Raw genomic sequence first — 24,750 nt, 5'->3', positions numbered from 1 at the left:
GGGGCGATGTGTCGTCTCCGCTGCTATATCACATCGCTGACCTGGGTAGGCTGCGTCGATGAGCACTCTGGATGACGCCCGCCCGGGCATGGACCCGGCGATCCGACCGCAGGACGACCTGTTCGGCCATGTCAACGGCCAGTGGCTGGCGACCGAGCCGATCCCCGACGACCGCTCCAGCTGGGGCCCCTTCGTGCAGCTCGTGGACGTCGCCGAGCAGCAGGTGAAGGAGATCATTCAGGAGATCGCGGCGGGCGGCTCCACCAGCCTGGACGACGCCGAGGCACGCAAGATCGCCGACCTGTACGCGTCGTTCATGGACGAGGAGGCGGTGGAGGCCCGCGGCCTCGACCCCGTGCGTCCCCTCCTCGACGAGGTCGCGCACCTCGGTGACGTGCGGCAGCTCGCGGCCTTCCTCGGCCGCTTCGAGCGCACCGGCGGCTCCGGCCTGTTCGGCTCGTACATCGACTCCGACGACCGCGACTCCGACCGCTACCTCTTCAACATCCTCCAGGGCGGCCTCGGCCTGCCCGACGAGTCGTACTACCGCGACGACAAGTTCGCCGAGACCCGCGAGAAGTACGAGGCGTACCTGACCGAGCTGCTCACGCTCGGCGAGCACCCGGACCCGGCCGCGGCCGCGCGCACCGTCCTCGCCCTGGAGACCCGGCTCGCCGAGGGACACTGGGAGCGGGCCGAGACGCGGGACGTGCAGAAGACGTACAACCTCACGACCTTCGACGAACTCACCACGCTCGCCCCGGCGTTCGACTGGCGCGCGTACGTCGACGCGCTCGGCGGCAACGACACCACCCTCGCCGAGTCCTGCGTACGCCAGCCGTCCTACCTGGCACACCTGTCGACGGTCCTCACCGAGGTGCCCGTCGAGCAGTGGCGCGACTGGCTGTACGCGCGCGTGCTGCGCTCCAGCGCGCCGTACCTGTCCGCGGCGTTCGTGAACAACAACTTCGAGTTCTACGGCCGCACCCTCAACGGCACCCCGGAGCTGCGCGCCCGCTGGAAGCGCGGCGTCCAGTTCGTCGAGGGCTCCATCGGCGAGGCCGTCGGCAAGGAGTACGTGGCGCGGCACTTCCCGCCGGCGTCCAAGGCGCTCATGGACGAACTCGTCGCGAACCTGCTGGAGGCGTACCGGCAGTCCATCGGCGCGCTCGACTGGATGACGGACGAGACCAAGGAGCGGGCGTACGAGAAGCTCGCCACGTTCCGCCCGAAGATCGGCTACCCGGACCGGTTCCGCGACTACTCCGCGCTGACCGTGGTCTCCGACGACCTGCTGGCCAACGCGTACGCGGCCGACGCCTTCGAGCACGACCGGCAGATGGCGAAGATCGGCGCGCCGGTCGACCGCGACGAGTGGTTCATGCTGCCGCAGACCGTGAACGCGTACTACAACCCGGGCACGAACGAGATCTGCTTCCCGGCCGGCATCCTGCAGAAGCCGTTCTTCGCGCCGGACGCGGACGCCGCCGAGAACTACGGCGGGATCGGCGCCGTGATCGGCCACGAGATCGGCCACGGCTTCGACGACCAGGGCGCGCAGTACGACGGCCAGGGCAATCTCAACGACTGGTGGACCGCCGACGACAAGGCCGCCTTTGAAGCCAAGTCGAAGGCGCTCGTCACGCAGTACGACGGGTTCGAGCCGCGCAACCTGCCCGGCGAGCGGGTCAACGGCTCGCTGACGGTCGGCGAGAACATCGGCGACCTCGGCGGCCTCACCATCGGGCACACCGCCTACCTGATCGCGCTGGCCGGCGCCCCGGTGCCCACCGAGGACGAACTCACCGGGTCCCAGCGGCTGTTCATGAACTGGGCCTACTGCTGGCGCACCAAGCGGCGCAAGGAGCAGGAGCAGCAGTACCTGACCATCGACCCGCACTCGCCGCCGGAGTTCCGGGCGAACATCGTGCGCAACCTGGACGAGTTCCACGACGCGTTCGGTACGCGGGACGGTGACGGCCTGTGGCTCGACCCGGCGGACCGGGTGCGCATCTGGTGACGTGAGTCCGCGCGGGGCCGGACGGTGGACGCCGTCCGGCCCCGCGCCTGGGGCTCAGCTGCCGGAGAGGCTGGACCTGAGGAAATCGACCGTCGCCGTCCACGCCTGTGCGGACGCCTCCGGGTCGTGGACCTCCGGGCGGCCGTCGTTGAAGAACGCGTGGTCCGCCGGGTAGACGCGGAAGTCGGCCGTGACGCCGGACTGCTTCTCGATGGTGGCGCGCAGGCCGTCGAGCGTCGGCAGCGGGATCGACTCGTCCCGCTCGCCGTAGTGGCCGAGGATCTGCGCCGCGAGGTTCGAGAAGTCCGGCACCTCGCCCTGGATGACGCCGTAGAACGGGACGGCCGCGGTCACCCGCCGGTCCTTGGCCGCCAGGTAGAGGACGAAGCCGCCGCCCATGCAGAAGCCGACCGCGCCGACCGTGTCCGAGGTGACCTCGGGCAGGGCGAGCAGGTGGTCCACCGCGCCCGCGAGCAGTTCGACGCCGCGCTCCACGGGCAGCTCCCGCATCAGGCGGAACGCCTCCTGGGAGTCGTGCGCGACGTTCCCGCCGTAGAGGTCGGGGGCGAGCGCCACGAAGCCTTCGGCGGCCAGCCGGTCGGTGACGTCCGCGATGTGGTCGGTCAGGCCCCACCACTCCTGGATGACGATGACGCCGGGGCCGCTGCCCTGCGGCGGCAGCGCGAGATAGCCGTGTGCGGGGGTGCCGTTGCTGTCGAACGTGACGTTCTGGTGGGCGGGACGGCCGGTGGAACGGGGGGATTCCGACACGAGGTGCCTCCTGTACTGGATGATCACCTTCCACACTGCCACCACGGCCCGCGACGCGAAGAGGCGGGGCCGCCGTCTCCCTGAGGACGGCGGCCCCGCGGCCGGTGCGGGCGGTCGTCACATGTGGACGACCGGGGCCGCGTCCGGATCCTGCTGCCCGGCCCCGCGCCGGTACAGGAGGAAGGCGATGACCGCGCCGGCGGCGAAGAAGCCCGCCGACCACCAGAACGCGGTCGTGTAGCTCTCGATCGTGGCCTGCGCCTGGGTCAGCTTGTCGGCAGGGTTGCGGCCCGCGAGGTAGCTGGTGGCCGCGCTCGCCGCGAGGGTGTTCAGGAGCGCGGTGCCGATCGAACCGCCCACCTGCTGCATGGTGTTGACCGTGGCCGAGGCCACGCCCGCGTCCTCGGGCGCGATCCCGCTGGTGGCGAGCGCCATGGCGGGCGGCATCACGACGCCCAGACCCGCGCCGATCAGGATCAGCTGCGGCAGCACATGCGTGGCGAACCCGGCGTCCAGGCCGATCCCGGTCAGCCAGGCCATGCCGACCGCGGCGATCGCGAAGCCGGCCGGAATGACGATCTTCGGGCCGATCCGGGGCACCAGGACGGTGGTGGAGACCTGCGCCATGACCATCATCGCGGCGACCATCGGCAGGAACGCGACGCCCGTCTTCGTGGGGCTGAAGCCGAGGTTCAGCTGCAGGTAGTACGTGAGGAAGAGGAACACGCCGAACATGCCCGCGCCGGTGATCAGGACGGCGACGAACGAGGCGGCCCGGTCCCGGTCGAGCAGGACGCGCATCGGGAGCAGCGGGTGCTTCGCGCGGGTCTGCCACCAGGCGAACGCGCTCAGCAGGACGGCGCCCGCGGCCAGGAAGCCCCAGGTCTGCGGCGAGCTCCAGTCGTGCGTCTCGGCGTTCGAGAAGCCGTACACCAGGGAGAACAGACCGGCCGAGACGAGCAGCGTGCCGGGCAGGTCGAGCTTGGCGCCCGCGGCGTCGCGGTGGTTGCCCAGGAGCAGCCAGCCGCCGATGAAGGCGGCGACCGCGAAGACGACGTTCACGTACAGGGTCCAGCGCCAGTCGAGCGCGTCGGTCAGGACGCCGCCGAGCAGCAGCCCGACCGCACCGCCCGCGCCGGCGATCGCGCCGTAGACGCTGAACGCCTTCGCGCGTTCCTTGGCGTCGGTGAACGTCGTGTTGAGCAGGGACAGCGCGGCCGGTGCGAGCAGGGCGCCGAAGACGCCCTGCAGCGCGCGGGCCGTCACCAGCATCCCGAAGCTGGTGGACGCGCCGCCGAGGACGGAGGCGCCGGCGAAGCCCGCGACACCGACGAGGAAGGCGGGCTTGCGGCCGAAGAGGTCGGCGATGCGGCCGCCGAGCAGCAGCAGGGAGGCGAAGGCCAGCGCGTAGGCGGTGACGATCCACTGCCGGTTGCCGTCCGTGAAGCCGAGGTCCTGCTGGGCGGAGGGCAGCGCGATGTTCACGATGGTCGCGTCGAGGACGACCATCAGCTGGGCGATGCCGATGATGCCGAGGATCCACCACCGCTTGCGGGAGACGCCGTGGGCGTCGGTCACGCGCGGGGTGCTGGTGTCCTCGGCCAGCGAGGTCTGGGACATGAGGGTCACTCCAGGGAAGCGGGAGCCGTGCGAAGATGACGAGTAAGTGAACGAAACGGTTTCGTTCCGAACCCTCGACGAGCGTAAGCCCTCTCCTAGCGAAACGGCAACGTTTCGCTAGTGGGGTGACCGAGGTAACAGGCCCAGGACGCGGTGATGCCCGGCACCCCACGGGGGAGTGCCGGGCATCGATCGATGCGGGTCAGGCGCCGGTGCGCGCCTTCTGCAGCGCGGTGAGGGCCGCGGAGATCGCCGCCTGGAGCTCCTCCAGACGGCGCACCATGTCGTCCTCGACGATGTCGTCGATCTCCTCGACGTCGTCGAAGGTCAGCTCCTCGAAGGCCTTCGTCGCCTTCTGCAGGCTGCTGTAGAACTTCGCGCGCCGCTCCTGGACCCGCAGCTCCGGGTCCTTCTCGACGGTCTCGGCGACGAGCGTGCGCACGGTGTCGTACGCCTCGCGGGCCCACTCGCCCGCCTCCTCGCCCTCGTCCAGCTCGTCGATGAGCGAGAGGTGACGCTCGGCCTCCTCGCGCAGCTGCTGCGGAGCCTCGATCTTCTGGCCCGCCGGCGTCTTGACCTGGCCCTCCTCGGCGATCCTCCGCACGTACTCCAGCCGGTCACCGGTCTTGGACTCCTCGGCCACCGCCTTCTTGAGGTCGTCGGCGCGCACGATGTCGCGGGCCAGCCCCGACCGGAGCACCGGGTCCTCGCCCAGCCGGTCCATCAGCGCCTTGCGGGCGGCCTCCGCGGTGCCCGGGTCGGCGAGGATCGCGGCCCGCAGGGCCGTCGGGTTCTCCGCTACCTCCAGGGCCTTCGTCGGCCGGATGCCCTCCGCCTCGGCGGCCTCGGTGATCGCCTGACCGCGCACCGACGTCGCGCTGTTGCGCGAGACGTAGTACGACAACCAGACGTCGGCGTCCGGGAGTTCGACGTCCGCGCCCGGCGCCAGGGCCTCGAACTGCGGCACCAGGCCGTCGTCCGCCGCCCTGTCCCACGCCTTGTAGAAGCGCATCACGCGCTCGGCCGAGCAGCCCGCGAGCGCGGCGAACCGCCGCGCCGAGACCTTCGGCGACTCGCCGGCCGGCTGGCCGCCCGGCCGCACGCTGCGCGCGACCTTCAGGGCGAAGGCCCAGCCGCCGGTACGGGCGTAGACGCCGAACTCGTGCGCGTCCCGGGTGATCGACTCCGGTACGTCCGCGGTGGCGAGGTCGGCCTCGTCCTCGGCGTCGTCGGCGTCTGTGGAGTCCTCGGCCTCCGCGTCGTGCTGGGGGGCCTGGTTCTCGTCCTCCGCCTGGCCGGGCTGCCAGAAGTTCTCGGCGGGGGAGTCGGTGGTGCCGGTCGACGGGGTCCACGTGTGCGCGGTGTCCCCCGGCTCGGCCGTCTCCTCGTCCGTGGCGGCAGTGGCGGCAGGGGCGTCCGTGGCGTCAGGGCTGGACAGGCGCGCCTCGGGTACGTCCGTCGCGGGCGTCGGCTCCACGGCGGGCGCGTCCAGGGCGTCGTCGTCGCCGGACGGGACGGCTGCTGCGGACGAGTCGATGGCTACGGTCACGTAGGTACTCCTGGGTGATCGGGCGCGTGAAGGTTGACGCGATACTTTATCGCTCCGATTGGGGTGTTTTGCGCGCGAGTTGCCTCGTCGGGCGTATGGGCGCGCCGCCCCCCCGTGCCGGGTCCGCCGTTCGAGGCTCCCCCTCCGACGACCGGCGGACCCGGGCCTCGACCGTGCGCCGCGGCGGGAGAGCGAGGGCACGGGAGGCTCTGCGCAGCAGCATCTCAGGGGGGCGCACCGGTGAGGTGGGGCCGAATGTCCCTCCTGGGGGGCCGAACGGCCCCGCTTCCCGGACACGGACCGGGCACGGACTGCACACGGACTGCATACGGAGCGCGCACGGACCGCACACCGACCGCGGGCACCGGCCGCCGGCACCCCCGGCCCGCCCCCGCTAGACGGCTCCGGCGTCCCGCAGCGCGCCGATCGCCTCCGCGGCGTAGCCCAGCTCTGTCAGGACCGCCTCCGTGTGCTCGCCCACGCCCGGGACCGGGTCCATCCGCGGCGCCACGCCGGTCAGCGTCGCCGGGGGCAGCAGGGCGCGGACCGGGCCGCCGGGGGTGGGCACGTCGCGCCAGCGGTCGCGGCCGGCCAGCACCGGATGGTCCAGCAGGTCAGCGACCGTGTTGAGCCGGGCGTTCGCGACCTTGGCGCGGTCCAGGACCGCGACCGCCTCGTCGGCGGTGAGCTCGGCGAAGCGGGCCGTGACGATCGCGTCGAGTTCGGCGCGGCGGGCCACGCGCGCCGAGTTGCGGTGGAACCGCGGGTCCGTCGCCAGGGGCGCGTCGTCGAGGAACTCCGCGCAGAAGGAGGCCCATTCGCGCTCGTTCTGGATCGCCAGGAGCACCGTCGCACCGTCCGCCGCGGCGTAGGGCCCGTACGGTGCGATCGTCGCGTGCGCGGCGCCGACCCGCGGCGGCTGCGCACCCGAATACGCCGTGTAGTAGGCCGGATACCCCATCCACTCCGCCAGCGCCTCGAAGAGGGAGACCGAGACCGCGCGCGCGACGCCCGTGGCCCGGCGTTCGTACAGCGCCGTGAGGATGCCGGAGAACGCGTACATGCCGGCCGCGATGTCGGCGATCGCGATGCCCACCTTCGCGGGTGCCTCGGGCGTGCCCGTCACCGACACGACGCCCGTCTCGCACTGCACGAGCAGGTCGTAGGCCTTGCGGTCGGACCACGGCCCGTCCGCGCCGTAGCCGGAGATGTCGCAGACCACGAGGGACGGGTGGCGCTCGGCCAACTCGCCCGCGGACAGGCCGAGTCGGGACGCCGCGCCCGGCGCGAGGTTCTGCACGAAGACGTCGGCGCCGGCCAGCAGCCGCTCCAGGACCTCACGGCCGCCGGGCGTCTTCACGTCGAGCGTCACCGAGTCCTTCGAGCGGTTCAGCCACACGAAGTGACTGGACTGCCCGTGCACCGTCTCGTCGTAGCGGCGCGCGAAGTCGCCCTCGCCGGGCCGCTCCACCTTGATCACCCGCGCGCCCAGATCGGCCAGCTGCCGGGTGGCGAACGGCGCCGCCACCGCCTGTTCGAGACTGACGACGGTGATGCCCGCGAGGGGCAGGTGGGCGGCGGCCATGGGGCATCCTCCGTGCTCGTACGGCGTGTCGTCGTGCACCGTATGCGACGGTGACCGGCGTGGCGCGGCCGCCCTCGGCCACCGGCGCCCCCGTGGCGCTAGGCGCCGTCGGCCAGCCGCGCCGACCAGCGTTGTTCGACCTTGGCCAGGCGCCAGTAGGCGATCGCCGCCGCCCACACGACGACGAACAGGCCGACGATGACGTAGCCGACGTTGTCGAGATCGAGTGCGGCGATCCAGCCGGTCACCGCGTCCGTCAGGTCGAGCTTCTCGTGCAGCACGCCGACGAGTTCGATGGTGCCGATGAAGAACGCGACCGCGATCGACAGGCCCGTGATGGTGAGGTTGTAGAACACCTTGCGCACCGGGTTGGCGAACGCCCACTGGTAGGCGAAGTTCATGAAGGTGCCGTCGAGGGTGTCGAACAGGCTCATGCCCGCGGCGAACAGCAGCGGCAGGCACAGGATCGCGTACCAGGGCAGACCCGCCGCCGCGCCGCTGCCCGCCATCACCATCAGCGTCACCTCGGTCGCGGTGTCGAAGCCGAGGCCGAAGAGGAAGCCGAGCGGGTACATCTGCCCGGGCCGGGTGATGGACCGGGTGAAGCGGCCGAGCACGCGGTTCATGAACCCCCGGGAATCCAGGTGCTGTTCGAGCTCCGTCTCGTCGTAGGATCCCGCGCGCATCGACCTGAACACCTTCAGGATGCCGGCCAGGGCGACGAGGTTGAGCGCGGCGATGAGGTAGAGGAACGTCCCGGAGACCGTCGTCCCGACGACGCCCAGCGCCTGGTGGGCGCGCGAGTCGTCGTCCATGAGCGTGCCGGCCAGGGCCGCGCCGCCGGCGACGAGCGCCGCCATCGCGACGACCACGCTGGAGTGGCCGAGCGCGAACCAGAAGCCGACCGAGACGGGACGCTTGCCGTCCGCCATCAGCTTGCGGGTGGTGTTGTCGATGGCGGCGATGTGGTCGGCGTCGAAGGCGTGCCGCATGCCGAGGGTGTACGCGGTGACGCCCAGGCCGATGCCGAACGCCTTGTCGTCGACCTCGTAGTGGCCGGGGACGACGAGCAGGAAGAGCACGCCGAAGGCGACGACGTGCAGGGCCAGGATCACGGCCATGAGGCCCGCGGTGCGCACGGTGTCCTCACGGCGCCAGCGGAAGTCGGGGTTCGGCCCGGTGGGCCGCGCGGGGGAGTTCGCGGACAGGGTCATACGGCGGTCACGCTCCAGCACCTCGTGGATCACTTCGTGAGATGCCGTGGCCGGTCTCCTGGCTTACGGGCGTGCGCCGCCGCTCCTGCCTTCCCAGCTGCCGGGCGGCAGCCAGTGGCACGGGTGGAGCGGTGCGCTCCGGACCTGGGGGTCCGGAACCCGATCACAGTGGCGAGGGCCGCTCCGGACTCGGCCCCCTGAGGGGCTGTCACCGGTCTTCCCGAACACCACGGCCCGCCCACCCTAGGCGGCCCGGGCGCCGCCCGCGCAGCCGGACCCCGTACGGGTAGGCAAGATCACATCGGGGGCGAGCCGGGCGTCACCGGCCGCCGGACCTGCTCCGGGCCCGCCTGATCTCCTCGTACGCCATGTCCCGGCCCTCCCAGTGGGAGCCGTCCACCGACTTGCCGGGCTCCAGGTCCTTGTAGACCTCGAAGAAGTGGGTGATCTCCAGCCGGTCGAACTCGGGGATGTCCTCGATGTCCCGGACCGACGCGTGCCGCGGGTCGTGCGCGGGGACGCAGAGGATCTTCTCGTCCGGGCCCTTCTCGTCGCTCATCACGAACATGCCGATCGCCCGGCACTCGATGGTGCAGCCGGGGAACGTGGCGTCGCCGGTCAGCACGAGCGCGTCCAGCGGGTCGCCGTCGCCGCCGAGCGTGCCGTCGACGTAGCCGTAGTCGGCGGGGTACTGGGTCGACGTGAACAGCATCCGGTCGAGCCGGATCCGGCCCAACTCGTGGTCCATCTCGTACTTGTTGCGGGAGCCCTGCGGGATCTCCACGATCACGTCGAACGCCTCGTCGCGCGCGTCACTGCCGCCCAATGTGGCCTCCTTGCCCCATTGCTGCCCGCTCGTTGGACCCGAGTGTGCGCCGTGCGCGGCGAGGGCGGAACCCCTCAGGCGGCGGGGGGAATGACGAATTCGAGTTCGGGCCGGTCCCAGGCGACGGCCGGCGGGCGCGCGGGCGCGGTGCCCGTGCGCCGCGCGCCCATGCTGCGGTAGAAGCCCTCGGCGGGCGGGTGCGAGACGACACGGACCCGGTCGAGACCGGCCGCCTGCGCCTCGGTCCGCATGTGCGCGACGAGCAGCCGGCCGATGCCGAGCCCCTGCGCCGCGTCCGCGACGAACATCAGGTCCAGCTCGGCCGGCGCGAGGACCAGCGCGTAGAAACCGAGGACCCGGTCGTCGGCCGTGTCCACCGCCACGAACACGCGGTGCGTCTCGATGTAGTCCGGGCCCACCCGGTACCCCTCGACCATCGCCGCGTACGGGCCTTCGTAGGCGCGGGAGCCGCGGACGAGCCGGGTGAGGCGCTTGGCGTCGCGCGCGGTGGCCGGACGGATCGCCACGGCCGGGCCCCGCCCCGGACGTGTAATGCTCGAAGTCATAGGACGAGTATTACGCATCCCGGGGGTGTGGTCACCCCGTGGGGACCGTCGAATGCACCTGTCGCAGGAACGCGGCGTTGTCCGGGGAGTGCCGCAGCTTGTCGAGCAGCGCCTCGTACGAGGACTGGCCGTCGCGGCTCTGCAGGGCGCGGCGCAGGCCGCGGACCGCGGCCGACTCGGCGGCGGGCAGCAGGAGTTCCTCGCGGCGCGTGCCCGACGGCGTGATGTCGACGGCCGGGAAGACGCGGTGATTGGCAAGGGTGCGGTCGAGGCGGAGCTCCATGTTGCCGGTGCTCTTGAGCTCCTCGAAGAAGTAGTCGTCGGCGCGCGACCCGGTGTCGACGAGGGCCGTCGCCAGGATGGTCAGCGACCCCGCCTCCTCGGTGTTGCGCGCCGCGCCGAACAGTCGCTTCGGGCCGTGCAGCGCCGCCGCGTCGACGCCGCCGGACAGCGTGCGGCCGCCCTTGGCGGAGGCGTTGTTGTGGGCGCGGCACAGCCGGGTGATCGAGTCGAGCAGGATCACCACGTCGCGGCCCTGCTCGACGAGGCGCTTGGCGCGCTCCACGGCGAGTTCGGCGAGCGCGACATGGGTCTTGGCCGGGCGGTCGAACGTCGAGGCGAGCACCTCGCCGCGCACGGAGCGCCGCATGTCGGTGACCTCCTCGGGCCGCTCGTCGAGGAGCACCACCATGAGGTGGGCCTCGGGGTGGTTGACGGCGACCGCCGCCGCGAGCTGCTGCAGCAGCACCGTCTTGCCGGTCTTCGGGGGCGCGACGATCAGGCCGCGCTGCCCCTTGCCGACGGGCGCGAACAGGTCGACGACGCGGCCCGTGAGCCCGCTCACCGGGCTCTCCAGGCGCAGCCGTTCGGCGGGGTGGAGAGGGGTGAGGTCGGCGAAGTGCGGCCGGGTGCGGGCGCCGCCGACGGGTTCGGCCTCGGTGAGCGTGTGCGGCCGCCCGCACACTCCGGTGACGAAGTCGCCCTTGCGCAGGCCGAGTTGGCGGATGAGCCGGGCGGGGACCTGGACGTCGTCCGGAGTGGGGAGCAGGTCTCCCGTCCGCAGGAATCCGTTCCCGTTGGCGCCGGTGTCCAGGATGCCGGCGGCGCGGACGGGCGCCTTGGGGGGTGCTGTGGTGGTGGGGGGTTCGAAGGTGGTGGTCATGGTCGGTCACGGTCCTTTCGCGGACGTCGTGTCGTACGCGGGCAGGGAAGGGGTGGGGAATCCGGCGACTGGAGGGAGCGGATGTGTCACGCTCGGTGGCCGGGAGAGGGCCTGGGGGCAAGCCGGGCAAGAGCCCGTCGAAACCTGCTGACCAGGAACGATGCGCGCGGTGACACCGGCCGGAGAGCGGCGGGAGGTCCTGCGCTGAGAGAGGTGGATCGGCACCGGCGCCTCAGAAGGGGCGTACACACGTGCCACAGCGAGAGTACCACCACACCCCCGGTGCGCGGCAAGACCGGATTTCGGCCGACCGCCGTCACTATGCTGATCCGCCATGTTCACACCCCAGGGCCCCACCCTCCGCGAGCTGGCCGTCCAGGCGCTGTCGTCCGTCGAGCGCGGCTACGACCTGCTCGCCCCGAAGTTCGACCACACCCCGTTCCGCACCCCCGACGCCGTCCTCGCCCCGGTCACCCGCGTGCTGCGCGAGCTCGGCCCGTACGAGACCGGGCTCGACCTGTGCTGCGGGACCGGGGCCGGGCTCGGGGTGCTGCGCGAAGTCGGTACGGAGCGGGCCGTGGGGGTCGACTTCAGCGCGGGGATGCTGGAGGTCGCCGGGCGGGGCGAGCCGACCGCCTCGTACGTGCGCGGTGACGCCCTCGCCCTCCCCTTCGGGCCCGTCTTCGATCTGGTGGTCAGCTTCGGCGCGTTCGGCCACTTCCTGCCCCAGCAGCATCCGGCGCTCTTCGCGCAGGTGCACCGGGTCCTGCGCCCCGGCGGGCAGTTCGCCTTCCCGATGCCCGCGCCCGCGCGGCCGGGATCGAGGGGCTACTGGGCGATGCTCGGCTTCGACACGGTGATGCGGGTGCGCAACGCGCTGTGGCGCCCGCCGTTCGTCATGTACTACCGGGCGTTCCGGTTCGGCGACGTGCGCCGGGAGCTGACGCGCGCCGGCTTCGACGTGACGCTGCGGGCGCTGCCCGAGCTCGGCGAGCGCCCCGACGGCAGTCCGCGCTGCCGGCTCGTGGTGGCGACGCGCCGGGCGTAGCCGTCAGACACCTTCCCGTTCCACCGGGAGCCACAGCTCGGCGTCCGCCTCGGTGCCGTCCGCGGACAGCCGGGTGCGCAGGATCTCGGGGCCGGGGCGGCTGCGGTAGGGGTTCGAAGGGAACCACTGCGTGAAGACGTCCCGCCACAGCTCCTGGATGGCCTGCGGTGCGGGACCTGACACCGTGAACACGGCCCAGGTGCCGGCCGCGACGGGCAGGACCTCGGTGCCCGCGGGCGGGGGCGCGGACGTGAGCACGCCGTGCCAGTAGTCGAGCTCGGTGCCCTCGGCGCGGCTCGGGTCCAGATCGTCGCAGACCGCGACGATGCCGTGCGGCTCCTGGTCCGACGCCTTCGCCAGGCCTTCCACGGCCTGCCGGTCGAGACCGCGCACGAAGTCGATGATCGCCCGGTTCGGTCCCGCGTGGACCAGCGGGACCCGGGCCTTGAATCCGACGACGGTGAGATCCGGCCGGTCCACCACGCGGTAGCGCATGCTGCTGCTCCCCTCGACGGTGAGGCGGAAGGAGAGCCGGGGCTGGGAGACGAGCGCCGCGCCGGTGCGCCGGGCCTCGCCGGGCCCGACCCCGTGCACGGCGCGGAAGGCCCGGGCGAACGCCTCGCCCGACCCGTAGCCGTACCGCACCGCGATCTCCAGCAGCGAGTCCCGCCCGGCGAGCACCTCGGCGCCCGCGACGGTCAGCCGGCGGCGGCGCAGGTACTCGGACAGCGGCATGCCCGCGAGCGCGGAGAACATCCGGCGCAGGTGGTACTCGGAGGTCGCCGCGATCCGGGCCAGGTCGGCCACGTCGACGTCCTCGTCGAGGCGGCCCTCGATGTACTCCAGGGCCTGGTTGAGGCGCTCCAGCACGTCCGGTCCCTCCTTCCTGTGGTGCGGTCACCACGTTAGGCAGGAGGCATCCTGCCGGACCCGACATCCTGTGCCCGATCATGTCGGGTGCGGGACGCAGGGTGCGGCCGGTGCGGACGTGCCGCGGTCGGAAGCGGTCGGAAGCGGTCGGCCGCGATCGACCCGGCGAGCCGCTCGCCCGCCTCGCGGAGCAGGTGGGGGAGACGTACCTTTCCGCACGGATCGCGCACTCCGTCCGGCGCGCCTAGCGTGGACGCGTACCCGCCGGGCCCCGTCGTGTCCGGCGATCCCGAAGGAAGGGTGTCGCGTCATGCCCGCTCAACCCGAAGGCGCGCCCGTCTGGGCCGACGCCATGTTCCCCGACCTGGAGGCGGCGAAGTCCTTCTACGCCGAGCTGTTCGGCTGGGACTACGACTCGGGCGCCGAGGAGTTCGGCAACTACACGCAGGCGAAGACCGCCGACGGCAAGCACGTCGCCGCGCTGTCGCCGCAGATGCCCGGCATGGAAGCCGTGCCGGCCGCCTGGAACCTGTACCTTGCCACGGCGGACGCCGCGGCCACCGCGGAGAAGATCAAGAGCGCGGGCGGCACCCTCGCCATGGAGCCGATGCAGGTCGGCGACTTCGGCACGATGGTCACCGCGCAGGAGCCCGGCGGCACCTGGTTCAGCGTCTGGCAGCCCGGCTCCCACGCCGGCTTCGAGAAGGTCAACGAGCCCGGCGCGTTCTGCTGGGCCGAGGTCAATACGCGTGACGCCGCGAAGACCGACGCGTTCTTCACGTCGGTCTTCCCGTACGACGTCAAGAAGATGGCGGACGAGCATGTCGACTTCACCGTATGGCAGCTCGGCGGCCAGCCGTACCTGGGCCGGATGCAGATGACGGACGAGTTCCCCGAGCACGTGCCGTCGTACGTGAACGTGTACTTCGTCGTCGAGGACTGCGACGCGGCGGTCGCCACCGTCCAACGCCTCGGCGGGAAGCTGCACTTCGGGCCGATGGACAGCCCCTTCGGGCGGTTCGCGGCGGTCGGTGACCCGCAGGGCGCCGCGTTCTCCGTCATCGACGTCACCGCCGCGAAGGGCGAGATGCCGTCGCTGGACTGACGGTCAGCCGGACTCCGGCAGCGAGAACCCCAGCTCCTTCGCGGCCAGGTGCGGGGTGGGCTGCGCCCAGCGCTCCCGCACCGACTGCGTGGACGCGAGGGAGCGCGGTTCCGCGCGGTCCAGGTACAGGGTGCCGTTCAGGTGGTCCGTCTCGTGCTGCACGATCCGGGCGGGCCACCCGGCGAACTCCTCGTCCACGGGACGGCCGAGCTCGTCGAGGGCGCGCAGCCGCACCCGCTCGTGCCGGGTGACCACGGCCTGGTAGCCCGGCACGCTCAGGCACCCTTCGTAGAACGCCGCGCTGCCCTCGCCCACGGCCTCGTACGACGGATTGACCAGGACCCGGAACGGCTGCGGCAGCCGGCCGCGCGCCGCCCGCACCTCGTCGGACACGGTCGCCGCGTCCTCGACGACCGCGAGCCGCAGCGGCACCCCGATCTGCGGCGCGGCGAGGCCCACGCCGGGCGCCGCGCGCATCGTCACGCGCATCGCCTCGGCGAGCCGGGCGAGCAGCCCGTCGGGCAGCTGCCCGTCGACGGGCTCGGCGGGCCGGCGCAGGACGGGGTCGCCCGCGGCGACGATCGGCAGCGGAAGCCCGCTCGTCAGCAGGGCCTCGACGTGATCACTCAGTGGCGTGGACGGCATCGCGCCAGCATGCCAAGAACGATCACCGTGCGTCCATCGTGAACCGTGCGTCCGTCGCGAACCCTGCGTCCGTCGCGAACCGTGCGTCCATCGTGAACCCTGCGTCCGTTGCGAACCGTGCGTCCATCGTGAACCCTGCGTCCGTCGCGAACCGTGCGGCGGCATTGCGGGCGTGTGAACGCGTTGCGACCTCGTGAACACGGTGCGCGCGCCGGAATACGGACTCCCGGACCGATGGTTCGATCATGTGGCCGCCCTGGTGGGCGGGCAGGCAGAGCGACCGCGCGGCGAGGGAGTCCGGATGACGCAGACGTACGAGGAGCGCGGGGGCGCGACCGCCCGGGAGCCGGGCCGGCATCCGCTGGACAACCCCGCGTACGCCGCCCTGACCGGGCCGCACGCCCATCTCGCGGAGCGGCGCGGACGGGTGCTGCGCTACCCGGTCGACGTCTCGCCGTGGCTCGCCCTGCCCGACGACCCGGGCCCCGCCGACTGGGCGGATCTCGCCGCGCTCGCCGGGCCCGGGGAGGTGCCGCTGCCGGGCGTCGCCCTCGACGTGCCCGACGGCTGGGAGCTGACCGCCGACATACCGGGGGTGCAGCTCGTCGGGGTGGCGGTGGACGCGGCCCACGACCCCGAGGCGGTCCGGCTCACCGCGGCCGACGTGCCCGAGATGCTGGACCTGGTGGCGCGGACCCGGCCGGGACCGTTCCTGCCGCGCACCGTCGAGCTGGGCACCTACCTCGGGATCCGGCGCGGCGGCGCGCTCGTCGCGATGGCGGGGGAGCGGCTGCACCCGCCGGGCTGGACCGAGATCAGCGCCGTGTGCACCGACGACGCCCAGCGCGGCCAGGGCCTCGCGGGGCGGCTGGTGCGGGCCGTCGCCGCCGGGATCCAGGAGCGCGGCGAGACCCCGTTCCTGCACACCGGCGAGGGCAACGTGAACGCCATCCGGCTGTACGAGTCGCTCGGCTTCCGGCTGCGCCGCACCACCCGGTTCCGCACGGCGCGCGTGGCTCAGGCCTCGTCGGCCGCGCGGGACGCCTCGTTGTAGCGCTCCAGGTACCGGGCGAAGCGCGTCAGGTCGTCCTCGGCCCAGTCCGCGAGGCGCTCCCCGAACATCTGCCGGCGGCTGACGGTCACCTGCGCGAGGATCTCGGCGCCCGCCGCCGTGGGGTGCAGCACCTGGACCCGGTGATCGTCCGGGTCGACGCGCCGCGCGACCAGGCCGGCCCGCTCCAGGGCGGAGACCTGGCGGCTGACCGTCGACTTGTCGAGCGCGTAGTGGGCGGCCAGGTCGGTGGCCCGGCAGCCGCCCTGCTCGTCGAGATGGCTGAGCAGGGTGAACGAGACGAGCGACAGCTCGGGGTGCATGCGTGCGGCCGTCGCCCGGGCACGCCGGGCGAAGGACGTCAGCTCACGCTGAATGGTCTCCACGGCCGACTCCCGGTCGTCCGCACGGTCGTGCTCTGCCACGGCAAGGTCCTTTCCTGCGCTGGTTGCACTCTACAACCCGCGTGGCCGGTCGTGGGCGGCGCGACGGGCGGCTCCCGGCGCTCCGCACTAGCCTCCCGAACATGAGCGAAAAGCCCGAAGTGCCCGACCGTCGCACCCTCGTCCTCAAGCCCCGCCTGACCGACGCCGAGGGCCGCCCCGACCACGGCAACCCGCTGCGCGCCGTACCGGTCGTGGCCACCGGCGAGGAGGGTGAGTCCGGCTACCCCCGCTACGAGGGCGAAGGCGTGGCGGCCGACATCGACCCGGCCACCGGCACCGTGGAGGCCGTGACGGTGGACGGCGAGGAGCTTCCGTACGGCTGGGTGGCGGAGGTCGCGGGGGACTGACCGGTCTGCCGCGGCGTGGCGCAGCTCTCTTATGCAACTTGTTGCAAAAGCGAGTCGGGGTCGTCTACAACTGACGTGACGTTCGCCGCGCACGGAGGGCCCCATGAGCCGTTACCCGCACCTTCTCGCCCCGCTCGACCTGGGCTTCACCACGCTGCCCAACCGCGTCCTGATGGGCTCGATGCACGTGGGTCTGGAGGAGGCGCCCAACGGCTTCGCACGCATGGCCGAGTTCTACGCCACCCGCGCCCGCGGCGGCGTCGGCCTCATGGTCACCGGCGGCATCGCCCCCAACGCGGAGGGCTGCTCCTTCGAGGGCGGCGCCAAGATGACCACCGAGGCGGAGGCCGAGCAGCACCGCGAGGTCACCGACGCCGTGCACGCCGCGGGTGGCAAGATCGCCATGCAGATCCTGCACTTCGGCCGGTACGCGCACCACCACGGCCTCGTCGCGCCGAGCGCCGTCCAGGCGCCGATCAGCGCCCACGTCCCGCGCGCCCTCACCGACGACGAGGTCGAGCGGACCATCGAGGACTACGCCCGCGCCGCCGAACTCGCCCGGGCCGCCGGGTACGACGGCGTCGAGGTGATGGGCTCCGAGGGCTACCTCATCAACGAGTTCATCGTCGCCGCCACCAACCACCGCACCGACCGCTGGGGCGGCTCCTACGAGAACCGCATCCGGTTCGCCGTCGAGATCGTGCGGCGCGTGCGCGAGCGCGTCGGCCCCGACTTCATCGTCATCTACCGGCTGTCGATGCTCGACCTGGTCCCCGGCGGCTCCACCCTGGAGGAGGTCGTGCAGCTCGCCAAGGAGATCGAGGCGGCCGGCGCGACCATCATCAACACCGGCATCGGCTGGCACGAGGCCCGCATCCCCACCATCGCGACCTCCGTGCCGCGCGGCGCCTACACCTTCGTCACCAAGAAGGTCATGGGCGAGGTGAGCATCCCGCTCGTCACCACCAACCGCATCAACACCCCCGAACTCGCCGAGCAGTTGCTCGCCGACGGCGCCGCCGACATGGTCTCCATGGCCCGCCCGATGCTCGCCGACCCCGAGTTCGTGAACAAGGCGGCGGCCGACCGCTCCGACACCATCAACACCTGCATCGGCTGCAACCAGGCCTGCCTCGACCACATCTTCAGCCTCCAGATCACCTCCTGCCTGGTGAACCCGCGCGCCTGCCACGAGACCGAACTCGTGCTGACGCCGACCCGGCTGAAGAAGAGCGTCGCCGTCGTCGGCGCGGGCCCCGCCGGTCTCGCCTGCGCCGTCAGCGCCGCCGAGCGCGGCCACGACGTGACCCTGTTCGACGCCGCCGCCGAGGTCGGCGGGCAGCTGAACGTCGCCCGCCAGGTCCCCGGCAAGGAGGAGTTCGACGAGACGCTGCGCTACTTCCGCACGCAGCTCGAACTGCGCGGCGTCACCGTCGAGTTGAACACGCGCGTCGCCGCTACCGACCTCGACGCGTACGACGAGGTCGTCGTCGCCACCGGCGTCGCCCCGCGCACCCCGGCGATCGACGGCGTCGACCACCCCAAGGTCGTCGGCTACCTCGACGTGCTGCGCGACAAGGCGCCCGTCGGCGGGCGCGTCGCCATCATCGGCGCGGGCGGCATCGGCTTCGACGTCGCCGAGTACCTCACGGACGACGGCGAGAAGGCGAGCCTGGACCCGGCCACGTACTTCCGGCAGTGGGGCGTCGACATGGACTACGCCGACCGCGGCGGCCTCGCGAAGCCCGAGCGCCCCGCACCCCCGCGCCAGGTCCACCTCGTCCAGCGCAAGACGACCAAGGTCGGCGCGGGACTCGGCAAGACCACGGGCTGGATCCACCGCACCGAACTGCGTCACCGCGGCGTCACCATGGTGGCCGGTGCGACGTACGACCTGATCGACGACGCGGGCCTGCACATCACCGTCGACGGCGAGAAGTCCCTGCTCCCCGTCGACACGGTCGTCCTGTGCGCAGGACAGGAGCCGCAGCGCACGCTCTACGACGAGCTGCTCGCCGCGGGCCGCACCCCGCACCTGATCGGCGGCGCCGACGTCGCCGCCGAGCTCGACGCCAAGCGTGCCATCAAGCAGGGCACCGAGGTGGCGGCGGCCCTCTGAGACCGGGTGGTCACGTGGCCGGGCCCGCCGGCCGCGTGACCGCCCTCACCTACTCTGTCGACATGTCACTCCCGCACGCGATCCTCACGGCCCTCCTGGAGAAGCCGTCGTCGGGTCTCGAACTGACCCGCAGGTTCGACAAGTCCATCGGCTACTTCTGGTCGGCGACGCACCAGCAGATCTACCGCGAGCTGGGCAGACTGGAGCGCGACGGCCTCATCCGCGAACTGCCGGCCCGGGCGCCGGCCCGCGGGCAGAAGAAGGTGTACGAGGTCCTGCCGGAAGGCCGTGCGGAACTCGCCCGCTGGACCGCCGAACCCCAGGACCCCAAACCGCTGCGGGACCCCCTCCTGCTCCGGCTGCGCTCCGCCGCGGTCGTCGGCACGGACGGCATCGACGAGGACCTGCGCCGCCATCTGGAGCTGCACCGGCGGAAGTTGGCGACGTACCTGGAGATCGACGAGCGCGACTTCCCGCCGGAGAAGGACACGGTGCCCGACCGGCTCCAGCACGCCGTGCTGCGCGCGGGCATCGACCTGGAGACGTTCTGGGTGCAGTGGATCGAGCGGACGCTCGCCGATCTGGAGCGGCCTTAGGGCCCGTCGTCATACTCCCGTCTGCTCCGCGGTGCCTGGCACGCACGCTCGCGGCGTTGCCGAAAGGCCCGGGTAGCTCCGCCACCAGGACCTTCCGGCGCCTTGCGATCGCACGCACCAGACACCGCGGGGCCGCCCTCCGGGCGACGACGGGAGTGTGCCGACAGGCCCTGGGACCGGTCAGCCCAGCGTCGCCGCCGTCGGATCCCAGTCCACGGGCAGCGGCTCCGGCGACGGCACGCGGTCGGGGAGCCGGGCGAACTCGCCGCGGGCCGCCGAGTCCGTCACCGCCGCCATCGTCTGCAGGACGTGCAGCGCGAGCGCGCCCGACGCGCGCGGCGCCGCCCCCGACCGGATCGCCCTGGCCAGGTCGACGACGCCCAGGCCCCGCCCGTCCGTGCGGCCGCCGACGGACAGCTCGGCCCAGTCGTCCGCGCCGTTGGCGCGCACCCGCAGCGGGCCGCCGAACGTGTTCGGGTCGGGCACCGCCAGGGTGCCCTCCGTGCCGACGACCTCGAAGCCCACCTGCGGCCGCGCCGAGTCCCAGCTGAACACCGACGTCGCGGTCGGGCCCGACGCGAAGTCCAGCAGCGCCGACACGTGCGTCGGCACCGCCACCGGGAACGCCCGGCCCGCCTCGGGACCGGCCCCCGCCACCCGCTCGTCCCTGGCCCGCCGCACCGACCCCGCGACCCGCTCGACACCGCCGAAGAGCGCCACGAGCGCCGTCAGGTAGTACGGGCCGAGGTCGAACAGCGGCCCCGCCCCCGGCTGGTAGAAGAAGGCGGGGGAGGGGTGCCAGCGCTCGGGACCCAGACTGCGCAGCGCCGTCGACGCCGCGACCGGCGTGCCGATCGTCCCCGCCGCCACGGCCCGCAGCGCCGACTGCAGGCCCGCCCCGAGGAACGTGTCCGGAGCGCTGCCCACCAGCAGGCCGCGCTCCGCCGCCTCCGCGAGCAGCTTCTCCGCCTCGCCCGGCAGCAGCGCGATCGGCTTCTCGCCGTACACGTGCCGGCCCGCGCGCAGCGCCGCCAGCGCCACCTCGACGTGGGCGGCGGGCACCGTCAGGTTCACCACGAGCTCGACCTCGGGCACCGCGAGCGCCGTGGCCAGATCACCGGCGACCGGCACGCCGTGGGCCCGCGCCGCGGTCTCGGCGCGCCCCGTGTCGAGGTCCGCCACCGCGAGCACCCGCACGTCCGAGAACCCGGACAGCGTCCGCAGGTACTGCTCGCTGATCACACCCGCCCCGACGACGGCCACTCCCACCGGACCCGAACCCACGCTGCCCCCCAGGTCGTTCGCGGACGATCGGTCAGTTCCCGGTCCACGATCAAAGCCGAGGCGCGCCGCGCCGACAAGAGGGCCTGCACGCACGACCGCCGCCGCCCGGGGCCCGGACGGCGGCGGTCGTGGCGGGGACGTCAGACGCGCTGACCGGCTCCCCTGCGCCGCAGGTACCAGGCGCCGCCGACCACCGCGGCGGCCACCAGCGTGCCGCCCGCGGCGAGCGTCAGCGGGCCGAAGTCCTCGGCGGCACCGCCGAGACCGCCCCGGACGCCGCCGATCGGGCTGGACGTCGCCGAGATGGTCGGGGCCGCGGAGACGGTCACCGACTGGGTGAAGGACGGGCTGCCGCCCTTGCACACGACGACGACCGTATAGGTGCCCGAACTGACGCCGAGCCAGGTGGCCCGGCCCGATTCGAGCGACTGCTGTTTGCCCTGCGCGAAGTCGGCCTGCCCCGGTGAGAGGAGCGAGCCGTTCGCCTCGCCGGGGCACGAGCTCGTCGAGGCGACGACCGTGGACCCGGTGGTGGTGACGGTGATCCCGTCGGCGTGCGCCGACGAGGCGCCGAGGGTCAGCGGCAGCGCGGCCGCGGCGGCGACGGTGAGGCCCGAGCGAGCGAGTATGAACGTGGTACGCATGGTGTCTGCCCTCCGGCGGCACGGGAGGCGGTACATCCCGTGCCCCGCCCGAGTAGGCAAAGCCCGTGCTGCCTGACGCACACTCAACGTGCGTGCGGACGGCCCCGCATGCGGGCCGGGGCCGGGCAGGTGACGCGTTCCGCCGTCCGGCCCTACCCGCCCGTGACCACCGTGCGCTCCGGCGAGAACGCGCCCCACGTGCCGTCCGGGAGCTGGGCCCGGATCTTGACGCGGTACCGGGCGCCCGCCTCCTCGCCGACGTAGAAGCTGTACTTCGCCGCGTCCTGCGGGGCGCTCTCGCCCCACGCCACCGTCGTCGCCTGCTTCCCGTCCAGGTACATCTGGTACGCGGGGACCTCGCCGCCGGTGCGCGGCGGCGTCCACGCCAGGTCGAGGTAGTACGCGCCGTCGGCGCGGCGCGCGGTGGCCCGGAAGTCGTCCGGTGCGGTGCCGGATCCCTCGTCCTTGCCCCCTCCGGTGGTCAGCCGGACGACGTCGCTCGGCGGCGAGGTGTGGTCGGCGGCGTCCCGCGCCCGGACCCGGAACGCGTAGGCGGTGCCAGGACGCAGCCCGGTCAGCAGCGCCCGCGTCTCCGTCCCGCCGACGCTGTGGATCTTCGTGGTGCCCTGGTAGACGTCGTACGAGACGACGCCCTTGTCGTCCGTCGCCGGCCGCCACGACAGCGACACCGCCCGGCCGCCGGCCACGGTGCCGCGCAGCGCGGTCGGCCGGGTCGGCGCGGAGCGGTCGGCGGCGACGGCGGCCGGCGTGGTGACGGTGACCTTGCGGCCGGCCGGTCCGAGTGTGTCGTCCTTGCCGCGGGCCCGCACGGTGAACACGTAGCGGGACTTCGGGCGCAGGCCGGTGACGTCCACCATGTGCTGGTCGGCGGAGAGTTCCCTGACGCGCTCGGAGCCCTGGTACACCTCGTAGCCGGTGATGTCGGTCGGGTTGGTGGGGCGGTTCCACATCACGTGCACGGACGTGGCGCTGCCGGCCTGCGCGGTGACGCCGAGCGGGGCGGAGAGGGCGGGGCCGCTCGCGTCGTCTCCGTCGGACAGCAGCCCGCAGCCGGTCACCACCGTCAGCAGCGCGGCGGCGCAGGCCGCGTGGGGGAGCAGAGTGCGTGGGGGGACGCGTCGCACGGCGGTGCCTTCCGCTCGAACCGAATTGGTACAGACCTGTATGGCACGACTGACGGGTCCTCATCAAGAGGGGGTGCGGGTCGAACCGGCCCCACGTCCGGCCCCCGACCGGTGGACGCCTCCGGCCGACTGTCCGAGATTGGACGGGTATGTCCATCCGCTGTCCCTGACCGTCGATGTCCCCGACCGAAGGCCACTGCCCGTGCACCCTCGCTTCATGACGCTCGCCGCCGCGTGCGGCGCCGCCCTCCTCGTCCCGGCGTCCCTGCCCGCCGCGGCCGCTCCCCTGAGGGACCCTCAGGAGCCCATCGCCCGGCCCGCCGTGCACAGTGCCCGCGAGGGCGGCGTCCGCGCCGCCGACCTGCTCGCGGCCGTCCGCGGCTGCCACCAGATCTCGCACGGCCGCTACCGCAGCGACGACGGCGCGCGCGCGAACGTCCCCGTGTGCGGCAAGAAGGGCGTGGTGCACTGGAAGGCCGACCTCGACATCGACTGCGACGGGCGTCCCGGCCGGTACTGCAACCGCCGCACCGACCCGCTGTTCCTCGGCGCGACCGCCTATCAGCAGTCCGACGGGCGGCAGTTGAGCTCCGAGAAGCTCCCCTACGTGGTCGTCCCCGGCGCGAGCCGCATCTGGAACCCGGCGCGCTCCGGCATCCGCGGCGGCACCGTCGCCGCGCTCGTGTACCGGGGGAAGGTCCTGTACGCCGTGGTCGGTGACACGGGGCCCACCGACCTCATCGGCGAGGCGTCCCACGCGGCGGCCCGCGCACTCGGCATCAACCCGCACCCGGTGCGCGGCGGGGCAGGGGGTGACGTTACGTACATCCTCTTCCCCGGCGCCTCGGCCCGCCCCATCGAGAGCCACCGCTCCGCCGTCTCCGTCGGCGAAGCGGCCGCACGCAAACTCCTCCGCGCCAACTGACGCGCGCAGAAAGCCGATTCAGCCCGGACGGGCCCGTGCCTGCGCCGCCCACGCGCGGGCGCCGGCCCGTCCGGCCAGGTCGAGCGCCCGGCGCCAGTGGGCGCGGGCCGCCTCCTGCCGCCCCAGGAACCGGTCCAGGTCGCCCAGGTACAGCGCGACCGGCCCGAAGGCGCACAGCCCGCTGCCCGCCCCCGCCAACTCCCCGGCCGCGGGCAGCAGTTCGGCGTGGACCCGCTCGGCGGACGCGCGGTCGCCCCCGTCGATGGCGGCGACCGCCGCCAGGCACAGCCGGGCCTCCGTCAGCAGATCCCCGGGTGACGGAGGCAGCGCATCGGCCCCCCGCCCTTCCAGGAAGGCCCGGGCCCACGGCTCGTACGGACCGAAATCCCCCTCCGGCAGGCCGTGTTGAGGGCGAGCCGGAGAGCGGTGGCGGGGGAGGGGCAGCCGGGCCAGCTGCGCGAGGCCCTCGCGGACGCCGGGCATGCCGCTCGCGTCGAGCCGGGCGACCGCATCGTCGAACGTCTCGCGGGCCGTCGGCTCCTCGCGCACGGCGGCCCGCAGAGCGGCATGGCAGGCCGTGAACACGCCGACCAGCGGCAGGTCGTGCCGCGCCCCCAGCCGGTCGGCCGCCGCGGCGTGCCGGTCCGCGGCGTCGAGACGGCCGAGCGCGGCGTGCGTCTGCACCAGGATCAGATGCCCGAGCACCTCGTACGTCACCAGCGTGTGGCGGGCCCCGAGAGCCACCAACTCCTCACCGATCAGCGCCCTTCGGGGGGCCAGGCCGGGGCGGTGGAAGGTGTGCAGGTACCGCGCGTCGAGCGCGAGGGCGAGCAGCGCGGGATCGGCCTCGCCGCGGCCGACGAGCTCCCGGGCGAGTGCCTCGGCCTCCCGGGCGGCCTCGGCACCACGAGGGCCGGTGCTGCCGCGCAGTTCGAGGGCGAGGGTGCTGAGGAGCGCGCTGCGCCGCACGGCGGCGGGACCCCGCTCGCCCGGGAGGGCGCTCAGCGTGCGCTCGGCCGCGGCCGCCACCCGCGCCGACAGCGCTTCGTCGTCGTTGCGGGGCCAGTTCGCCGGGACGTCGAACGCGGTCAGGACCTCGGCCGTCAGCTCCGGGTCGTCCAGCGCCCCGGCCGCCGCCAGCGCCTCGGCCCGCAGGGCCCTGGCCCGGTCGAGGCGGCCCGTGACGGCCAGGGTGCGGGCCCGGCCGGTCAG

22 protein-coding genes, 1 pseudogene and 1 riboswitch are annotated in these 24,750 nt (G+C 73.1%); of the genes and pseudogenes, 8 read left to right on the top strand and 15 right to left on the bottom strand.

Annotation, left to right across the window (positions count from 1 at the left end):
* Positions 1 to 58: 58 nt before the first annotated feature.
* Positions 59 to 2,020, top strand: a complete 1,962-nt coding sequence (locus RBJ77_RS47155; RefSeq protein ID WP_372350607.1) for a M13 family metallopeptidase — start codon at positions 59 to 61, stop codon at positions 2,018 to 2,020.
* A 54-nt stretch (positions 2,021 to 2,074) separates the two neighbouring features.
* Here the strand turns inward: RBJ77_RS47155 and RBJ77_RS47150 are convergent, their stop codons facing one another.
* The 8 genes from RBJ77_RS47150 to rho all read right to left on the bottom strand — a co-directional run bounded on the left by RBJ77_RS47150 (position 2,075) and on the right by rho (position 11,313).
* The gene (locus RBJ77_RS47150) at positions 2,075 to 2,791 is read right to left on the bottom strand and encodes a dienelactone hydrolase family protein (protein ID WP_372350606.1); all 717 of its coding nucleotides are present in this window, start codon (positions 2,789 to 2,791) and stop codon (positions 2,075 to 2,077) included.
* A 117-nt stretch (positions 2,792 to 2,908) separates the two neighbouring features.
* Complete coding sequence (locus RBJ77_RS47145; protein WP_372350605.1) at positions 2,909 to 4,411, bottom strand: MFS transporter; 1,503 nt, start codon at positions 4,409 to 4,411, stop codon at positions 2,909 to 2,911.
* A gap of 202 nt (positions 4,412 to 4,613) precedes the next feature.
* Complete coding sequence (locus RBJ77_RS47140; protein WP_372350604.1) at positions 4,614 to 5,960, bottom strand: hypothetical protein; 1,347 nt, start codon at positions 5,958 to 5,960, stop codon at positions 4,614 to 4,616.
* 394 nt (positions 5,961 to 6,354) lie between these two features.
* The gene (locus RBJ77_RS47135) at positions 6,355 to 7,545 is read right to left on the bottom strand and encodes a CaiB/BaiF CoA transferase family protein (protein ID WP_372350603.1); all 1,191 of its coding nucleotides are present in this window, start codon (positions 7,543 to 7,545) and stop codon (positions 6,355 to 6,357) included.
* Positions 7,546 to 7,643: 98 nt separating this feature from the next.
* Positions 7,644 to 8,759, bottom strand: a complete 1,116-nt coding sequence (locus RBJ77_RS47130) for a HoxN/HupN/NixA family nickel/cobalt transporter (protein WP_372350602.1) — start codon at positions 8,757 to 8,759, stop codon at positions 7,644 to 7,646.
* Positions 8,760 to 8,789: 30 nt separating this feature from the next.
* Positions 8,790 to 9,006, bottom strand: a riboswitch (cobalamin riboswitch).
* Positions 9,007 to 9,078: 72 nt separating this feature from the next.
* Positions 9,079 to 9,585, bottom strand: coding sequence for an inorganic diphosphatase (locus tag RBJ77_RS47125; protein WP_372350601.1), 507 nt, complete (start codon positions 9,583 to 9,585; stop codon positions 9,079 to 9,081).
* A 74-nt stretch (positions 9,586 to 9,659) separates the two neighbouring features.
* Positions 9,660 to 10,151: a GNAT family N-acetyltransferase gene (locus tag RBJ77_RS47120; protein WP_372350600.1), complete on the bottom strand. Its 492-nt coding sequence runs from the start codon at positions 10,149 to 10,151 to the stop codon at positions 9,660 to 9,662.
* A 31-nt stretch (positions 10,152 to 10,182) separates the two neighbouring features.
* Positions 10,183 to 11,313: a transcription termination factor Rho gene (gene rho / locus RBJ77_RS47115; RefSeq protein WP_372350599.1), complete on the bottom strand. Its 1,131-nt coding sequence runs from the start codon at positions 11,311 to 11,313 to the stop codon at positions 10,183 to 10,185.
* A 334-nt stretch (positions 11,314 to 11,647) separates the two neighbouring features.
* On the opposite strand from rho, the gene RBJ77_RS47110 reads away from it, so the two are divergent.
* A complete protein-coding gene (locus tag RBJ77_RS47110; protein ID WP_372350598.1) occupies positions 11,648 to 12,361 on the top strand; it encodes a class I SAM-dependent methyltransferase in 714 nt (237 codons plus the stop codon).
* A 3-nt stretch (positions 12,362 to 12,364) separates the two neighbouring features.
* Here RBJ77_RS47110 and RBJ77_RS47105 read toward each other — a convergent pair whose 3' ends face one another.
* The gene (locus RBJ77_RS47105) at positions 12,365 to 13,231 is read right to left on the bottom strand and encodes a helix-turn-helix domain-containing protein (RefSeq protein ID WP_372350597.1); all 867 of its coding nucleotides are present in this window, start codon (positions 13,229 to 13,231) and stop codon (positions 12,365 to 12,367) included.
* Between the two features lie 310 nt (positions 13,232 to 13,541).
* On the opposite strand from RBJ77_RS47105, the gene RBJ77_RS47100 reads away from it, so the two are divergent.
* A complete protein-coding gene (locus RBJ77_RS47100; RefSeq protein ID WP_372350596.1) occupies positions 13,542 to 14,336 on the top strand; it encodes a VOC family protein in 795 nt (264 codons plus the stop codon).
* A 3-nt stretch (positions 14,337 to 14,339) separates the two neighbouring features.
* Here the strand turns inward: RBJ77_RS47100 and def are convergent, their stop codons facing one another.
* Positions 14,340 to 14,981: a peptide deformylase gene (gene def, locus RBJ77_RS47095; protein ID WP_372350595.1), complete on the bottom strand. Its 642-nt coding sequence runs from the start codon at positions 14,979 to 14,981 to the stop codon at positions 14,340 to 14,342.
* Between the two features lie 301 nt (positions 14,982 to 15,282).
* Here def and RBJ77_RS47090 point away from each other — a divergent pair, with 301 nt between their 5' ends.
* Positions 15,283 to 16,035 (top strand): GNAT family N-acetyltransferase, encoded by a 753-nt coding sequence (locus RBJ77_RS47090; protein WP_372350594.1) that lies wholly within the window; start codon positions 15,283 to 15,285, stop codon positions 16,033 to 16,035.
* Here RBJ77_RS47090 and RBJ77_RS47085 read toward each other — a convergent pair.
* Positions 15,999 to 16,457, bottom strand: a complete 459-nt coding sequence (locus tag RBJ77_RS47085; RefSeq protein ID WP_372350593.1) for a MarR family winged helix-turn-helix transcriptional regulator — start codon at positions 16,455 to 16,457, stop codon at positions 15,999 to 16,001. The genes RBJ77_RS47090 and RBJ77_RS47085 overlap by 37 nt on opposite strands.
* Positions 16,458 to 16,558: 101 nt before the next feature.
* On the opposite strand from RBJ77_RS47085, the gene RBJ77_RS47080 reads away from it, so the two are divergent.
* The 3 genes from RBJ77_RS47080 to RBJ77_RS47070 all read left to right on the top strand — a co-directional run bounded on the left by RBJ77_RS47080 (position 16,559) and on the right by RBJ77_RS47070 (position 19,540).
* Complete coding sequence (locus tag RBJ77_RS47080; RefSeq protein ID WP_372350592.1) at positions 16,559 to 16,825, top strand: hypothetical protein; 267 nt, start codon at positions 16,559 to 16,561, stop codon at positions 16,823 to 16,825.
* Between the two features lie 103 nt (positions 16,826 to 16,928).
* Positions 16,929 to 18,944, top strand: a complete 2,016-nt coding sequence (locus RBJ77_RS47075) for an FAD-dependent oxidoreductase (RefSeq protein ID WP_372350591.1) — start codon at positions 16,929 to 16,931, stop codon at positions 18,942 to 18,944.
* Positions 18,945 to 19,006: 62 nt separating this feature from the next.
* Positions 19,007 to 19,540, top strand: a complete 534-nt coding sequence (locus tag RBJ77_RS47070; protein ID WP_372350590.1) for a PadR family transcriptional regulator — start codon at positions 19,007 to 19,009, stop codon at positions 19,538 to 19,540.
* A 180-nt stretch (positions 19,541 to 19,720) separates the two neighbouring features.
* On the opposite strand, the gene RBJ77_RS47065 is transcribed toward RBJ77_RS47070, so the two are convergent.
* The 3 genes from RBJ77_RS47065 to RBJ77_RS47055 all read right to left on the bottom strand — a co-directional run bounded on the left by RBJ77_RS47065 (position 19,721) and on the right by RBJ77_RS47055 (position 22,613).
* Positions 19,721 to 20,803, bottom strand: a complete 1,083-nt coding sequence (locus RBJ77_RS47065; protein ID WP_372350589.1) for a Gfo/Idh/MocA family protein — start codon at positions 20,801 to 20,803, stop codon at positions 19,721 to 19,723.
* A gap of 161 nt (positions 20,804 to 20,964) precedes the next feature.
* Complete coding sequence (locus RBJ77_RS47060; RefSeq protein WP_372350588.1) at positions 20,965 to 21,468, bottom strand: hypothetical protein; 504 nt, start codon at positions 21,466 to 21,468, stop codon at positions 20,965 to 20,967.
* Between the two features lie 152 nt (positions 21,469 to 21,620).
* A complete protein-coding gene (locus RBJ77_RS47055) occupies positions 21,621 to 22,613 on the bottom strand; it encodes a fibronectin type III domain-containing protein (RefSeq protein ID WP_372350587.1) in 993 nt (330 codons plus the stop codon).
* A 217-nt stretch (positions 22,614 to 22,830) separates the two neighbouring features.
* Between RBJ77_RS47055 and RBJ77_RS47050 the strand changes: the two genes are divergently transcribed.
* Positions 22,831 to 23,538 carry a glycoside hydrolase family 75 protein gene (locus RBJ77_RS47050; protein ID WP_372350586.1) on the top strand — a complete coding sequence of 236 codons (708 nt, stop codon included), beginning with the start codon at positions 22,831 to 22,833 and terminating at the stop codon, positions 23,536 to 23,538.
* An 18-nt stretch (positions 23,539 to 23,556) separates the two neighbouring features.
* Here RBJ77_RS47050 and RBJ77_RS47045 read toward each other — a convergent pair.
* Positions 23,557 to 24,750: pseudogene (locus tag RBJ77_RS47045) on the bottom strand (hypothetical protein); the annotation flags it as partial.

The sequence above is a fragment of the Streptomyces sp. KL116D genome (assembly GCF_030766975.1).
GTDB classification, from domain to species: domain Bacteria; phylum Actinomycetota; class Actinomycetes; order Streptomycetales; family Streptomycetaceae; genus Streptomyces; species Streptomyces longispororuber_A.
This window is presented reverse-complemented; position numbering and strand designations above follow the sequence as displayed.

What these genes read in the sequence shown, in the direction of transcription:
- def (WP_372350595.1), bottom strand. Translation starts at nt 14,981, where the DNA reads ATGCCGTCCACGCCACTGAGTGATCACGTCGAGGCCCTGCTGACGAGC.
- RBJ77_RS47075 (WP_372350591.1), top strand. Translation starts at nt 16,929, where the DNA reads ATGAGCCGTTACCCGCACCTTCTCGCCCCGCTCGACCTGGGCTTCACC.
- RBJ77_RS47135 (WP_372350603.1), bottom strand. Translation starts at nt 7,545, where the DNA reads ATGGCCGCCGCCCACCTGCCCCTCGCGGGCATCACCGTCGTCAGTCTC.
- RBJ77_RS47090 (WP_372350594.1), top strand. Translation starts at nt 15,283, where the DNA reads ATGACGCAGACGTACGAGGAGCGCGGGGGCGCGACCGCCCGGGAGCCG.
- RBJ77_RS47060 (WP_372350588.1), bottom strand. Translation starts at nt 21,468, where the DNA reads ATGCGTACCACGTTCATACTCGCTCGCTCGGGCCTCACCGTCGCCGCC.
- RBJ77_RS47145 (WP_372350605.1), bottom strand. Translation starts at nt 4,411, where the DNA reads ATGTCCCAGACCTCGCTGGCCGAGGACACCAGCACCCCGCGCGTGACC.
- RBJ77_RS47130 (WP_372350602.1), bottom strand. Translation starts at nt 8,759, where the DNA reads ATGACCCTGTCCGCGAACTCCCCCGCGCGGCCCACCGGGCCGAACCCC.
- RBJ77_RS47100 (WP_372350596.1), top strand. Translation starts at nt 13,542, where the DNA reads ATGCCCGCTCAACCCGAAGGCGCGCCCGTCTGGGCCGACGCCATGTTC.
- RBJ77_RS47155 (WP_372350607.1), top strand. Translation starts at nt 59, where the DNA reads ATGAGCACTCTGGATGACGCCCGCCCGGGCATGGACCCGGCGATCCGA.
- RBJ77_RS47120 (WP_372350600.1), bottom strand. Translation starts at nt 10,151, where the DNA reads ATGACTTCGAGCATTACACGTCCGGGGCGGGGCCCGGCCGTGGCGATC.
- RBJ77_RS47070 (WP_372350590.1), top strand. Translation starts at nt 19,007, where the DNA reads ATGTCACTCCCGCACGCGATCCTCACGGCCCTCCTGGAGAAGCCGTCG.
- RBJ77_RS47080 (WP_372350592.1), top strand. Translation starts at nt 16,559, where the DNA reads ATGAGCGAAAAGCCCGAAGTGCCCGACCGTCGCACCCTCGTCCTCAAG.
- RBJ77_RS47110 (WP_372350598.1), top strand. Translation starts at nt 11,648, where the DNA reads ATGTTCACACCCCAGGGCCCCACCCTCCGCGAGCTGGCCGTCCAGGCG.
- RBJ77_RS47050 (WP_372350586.1), top strand. Translation starts at nt 22,831, where the DNA reads ATGACGCTCGCCGCCGCGTGCGGCGCCGCCCTCCTCGTCCCGGCGTCC.
- rho (WP_372350599.1), bottom strand. Translation starts at nt 11,313, where the DNA reads ATGACCACCACCTTCGAACCCCCCACCACCACAGCACCCCCCAAGGCG.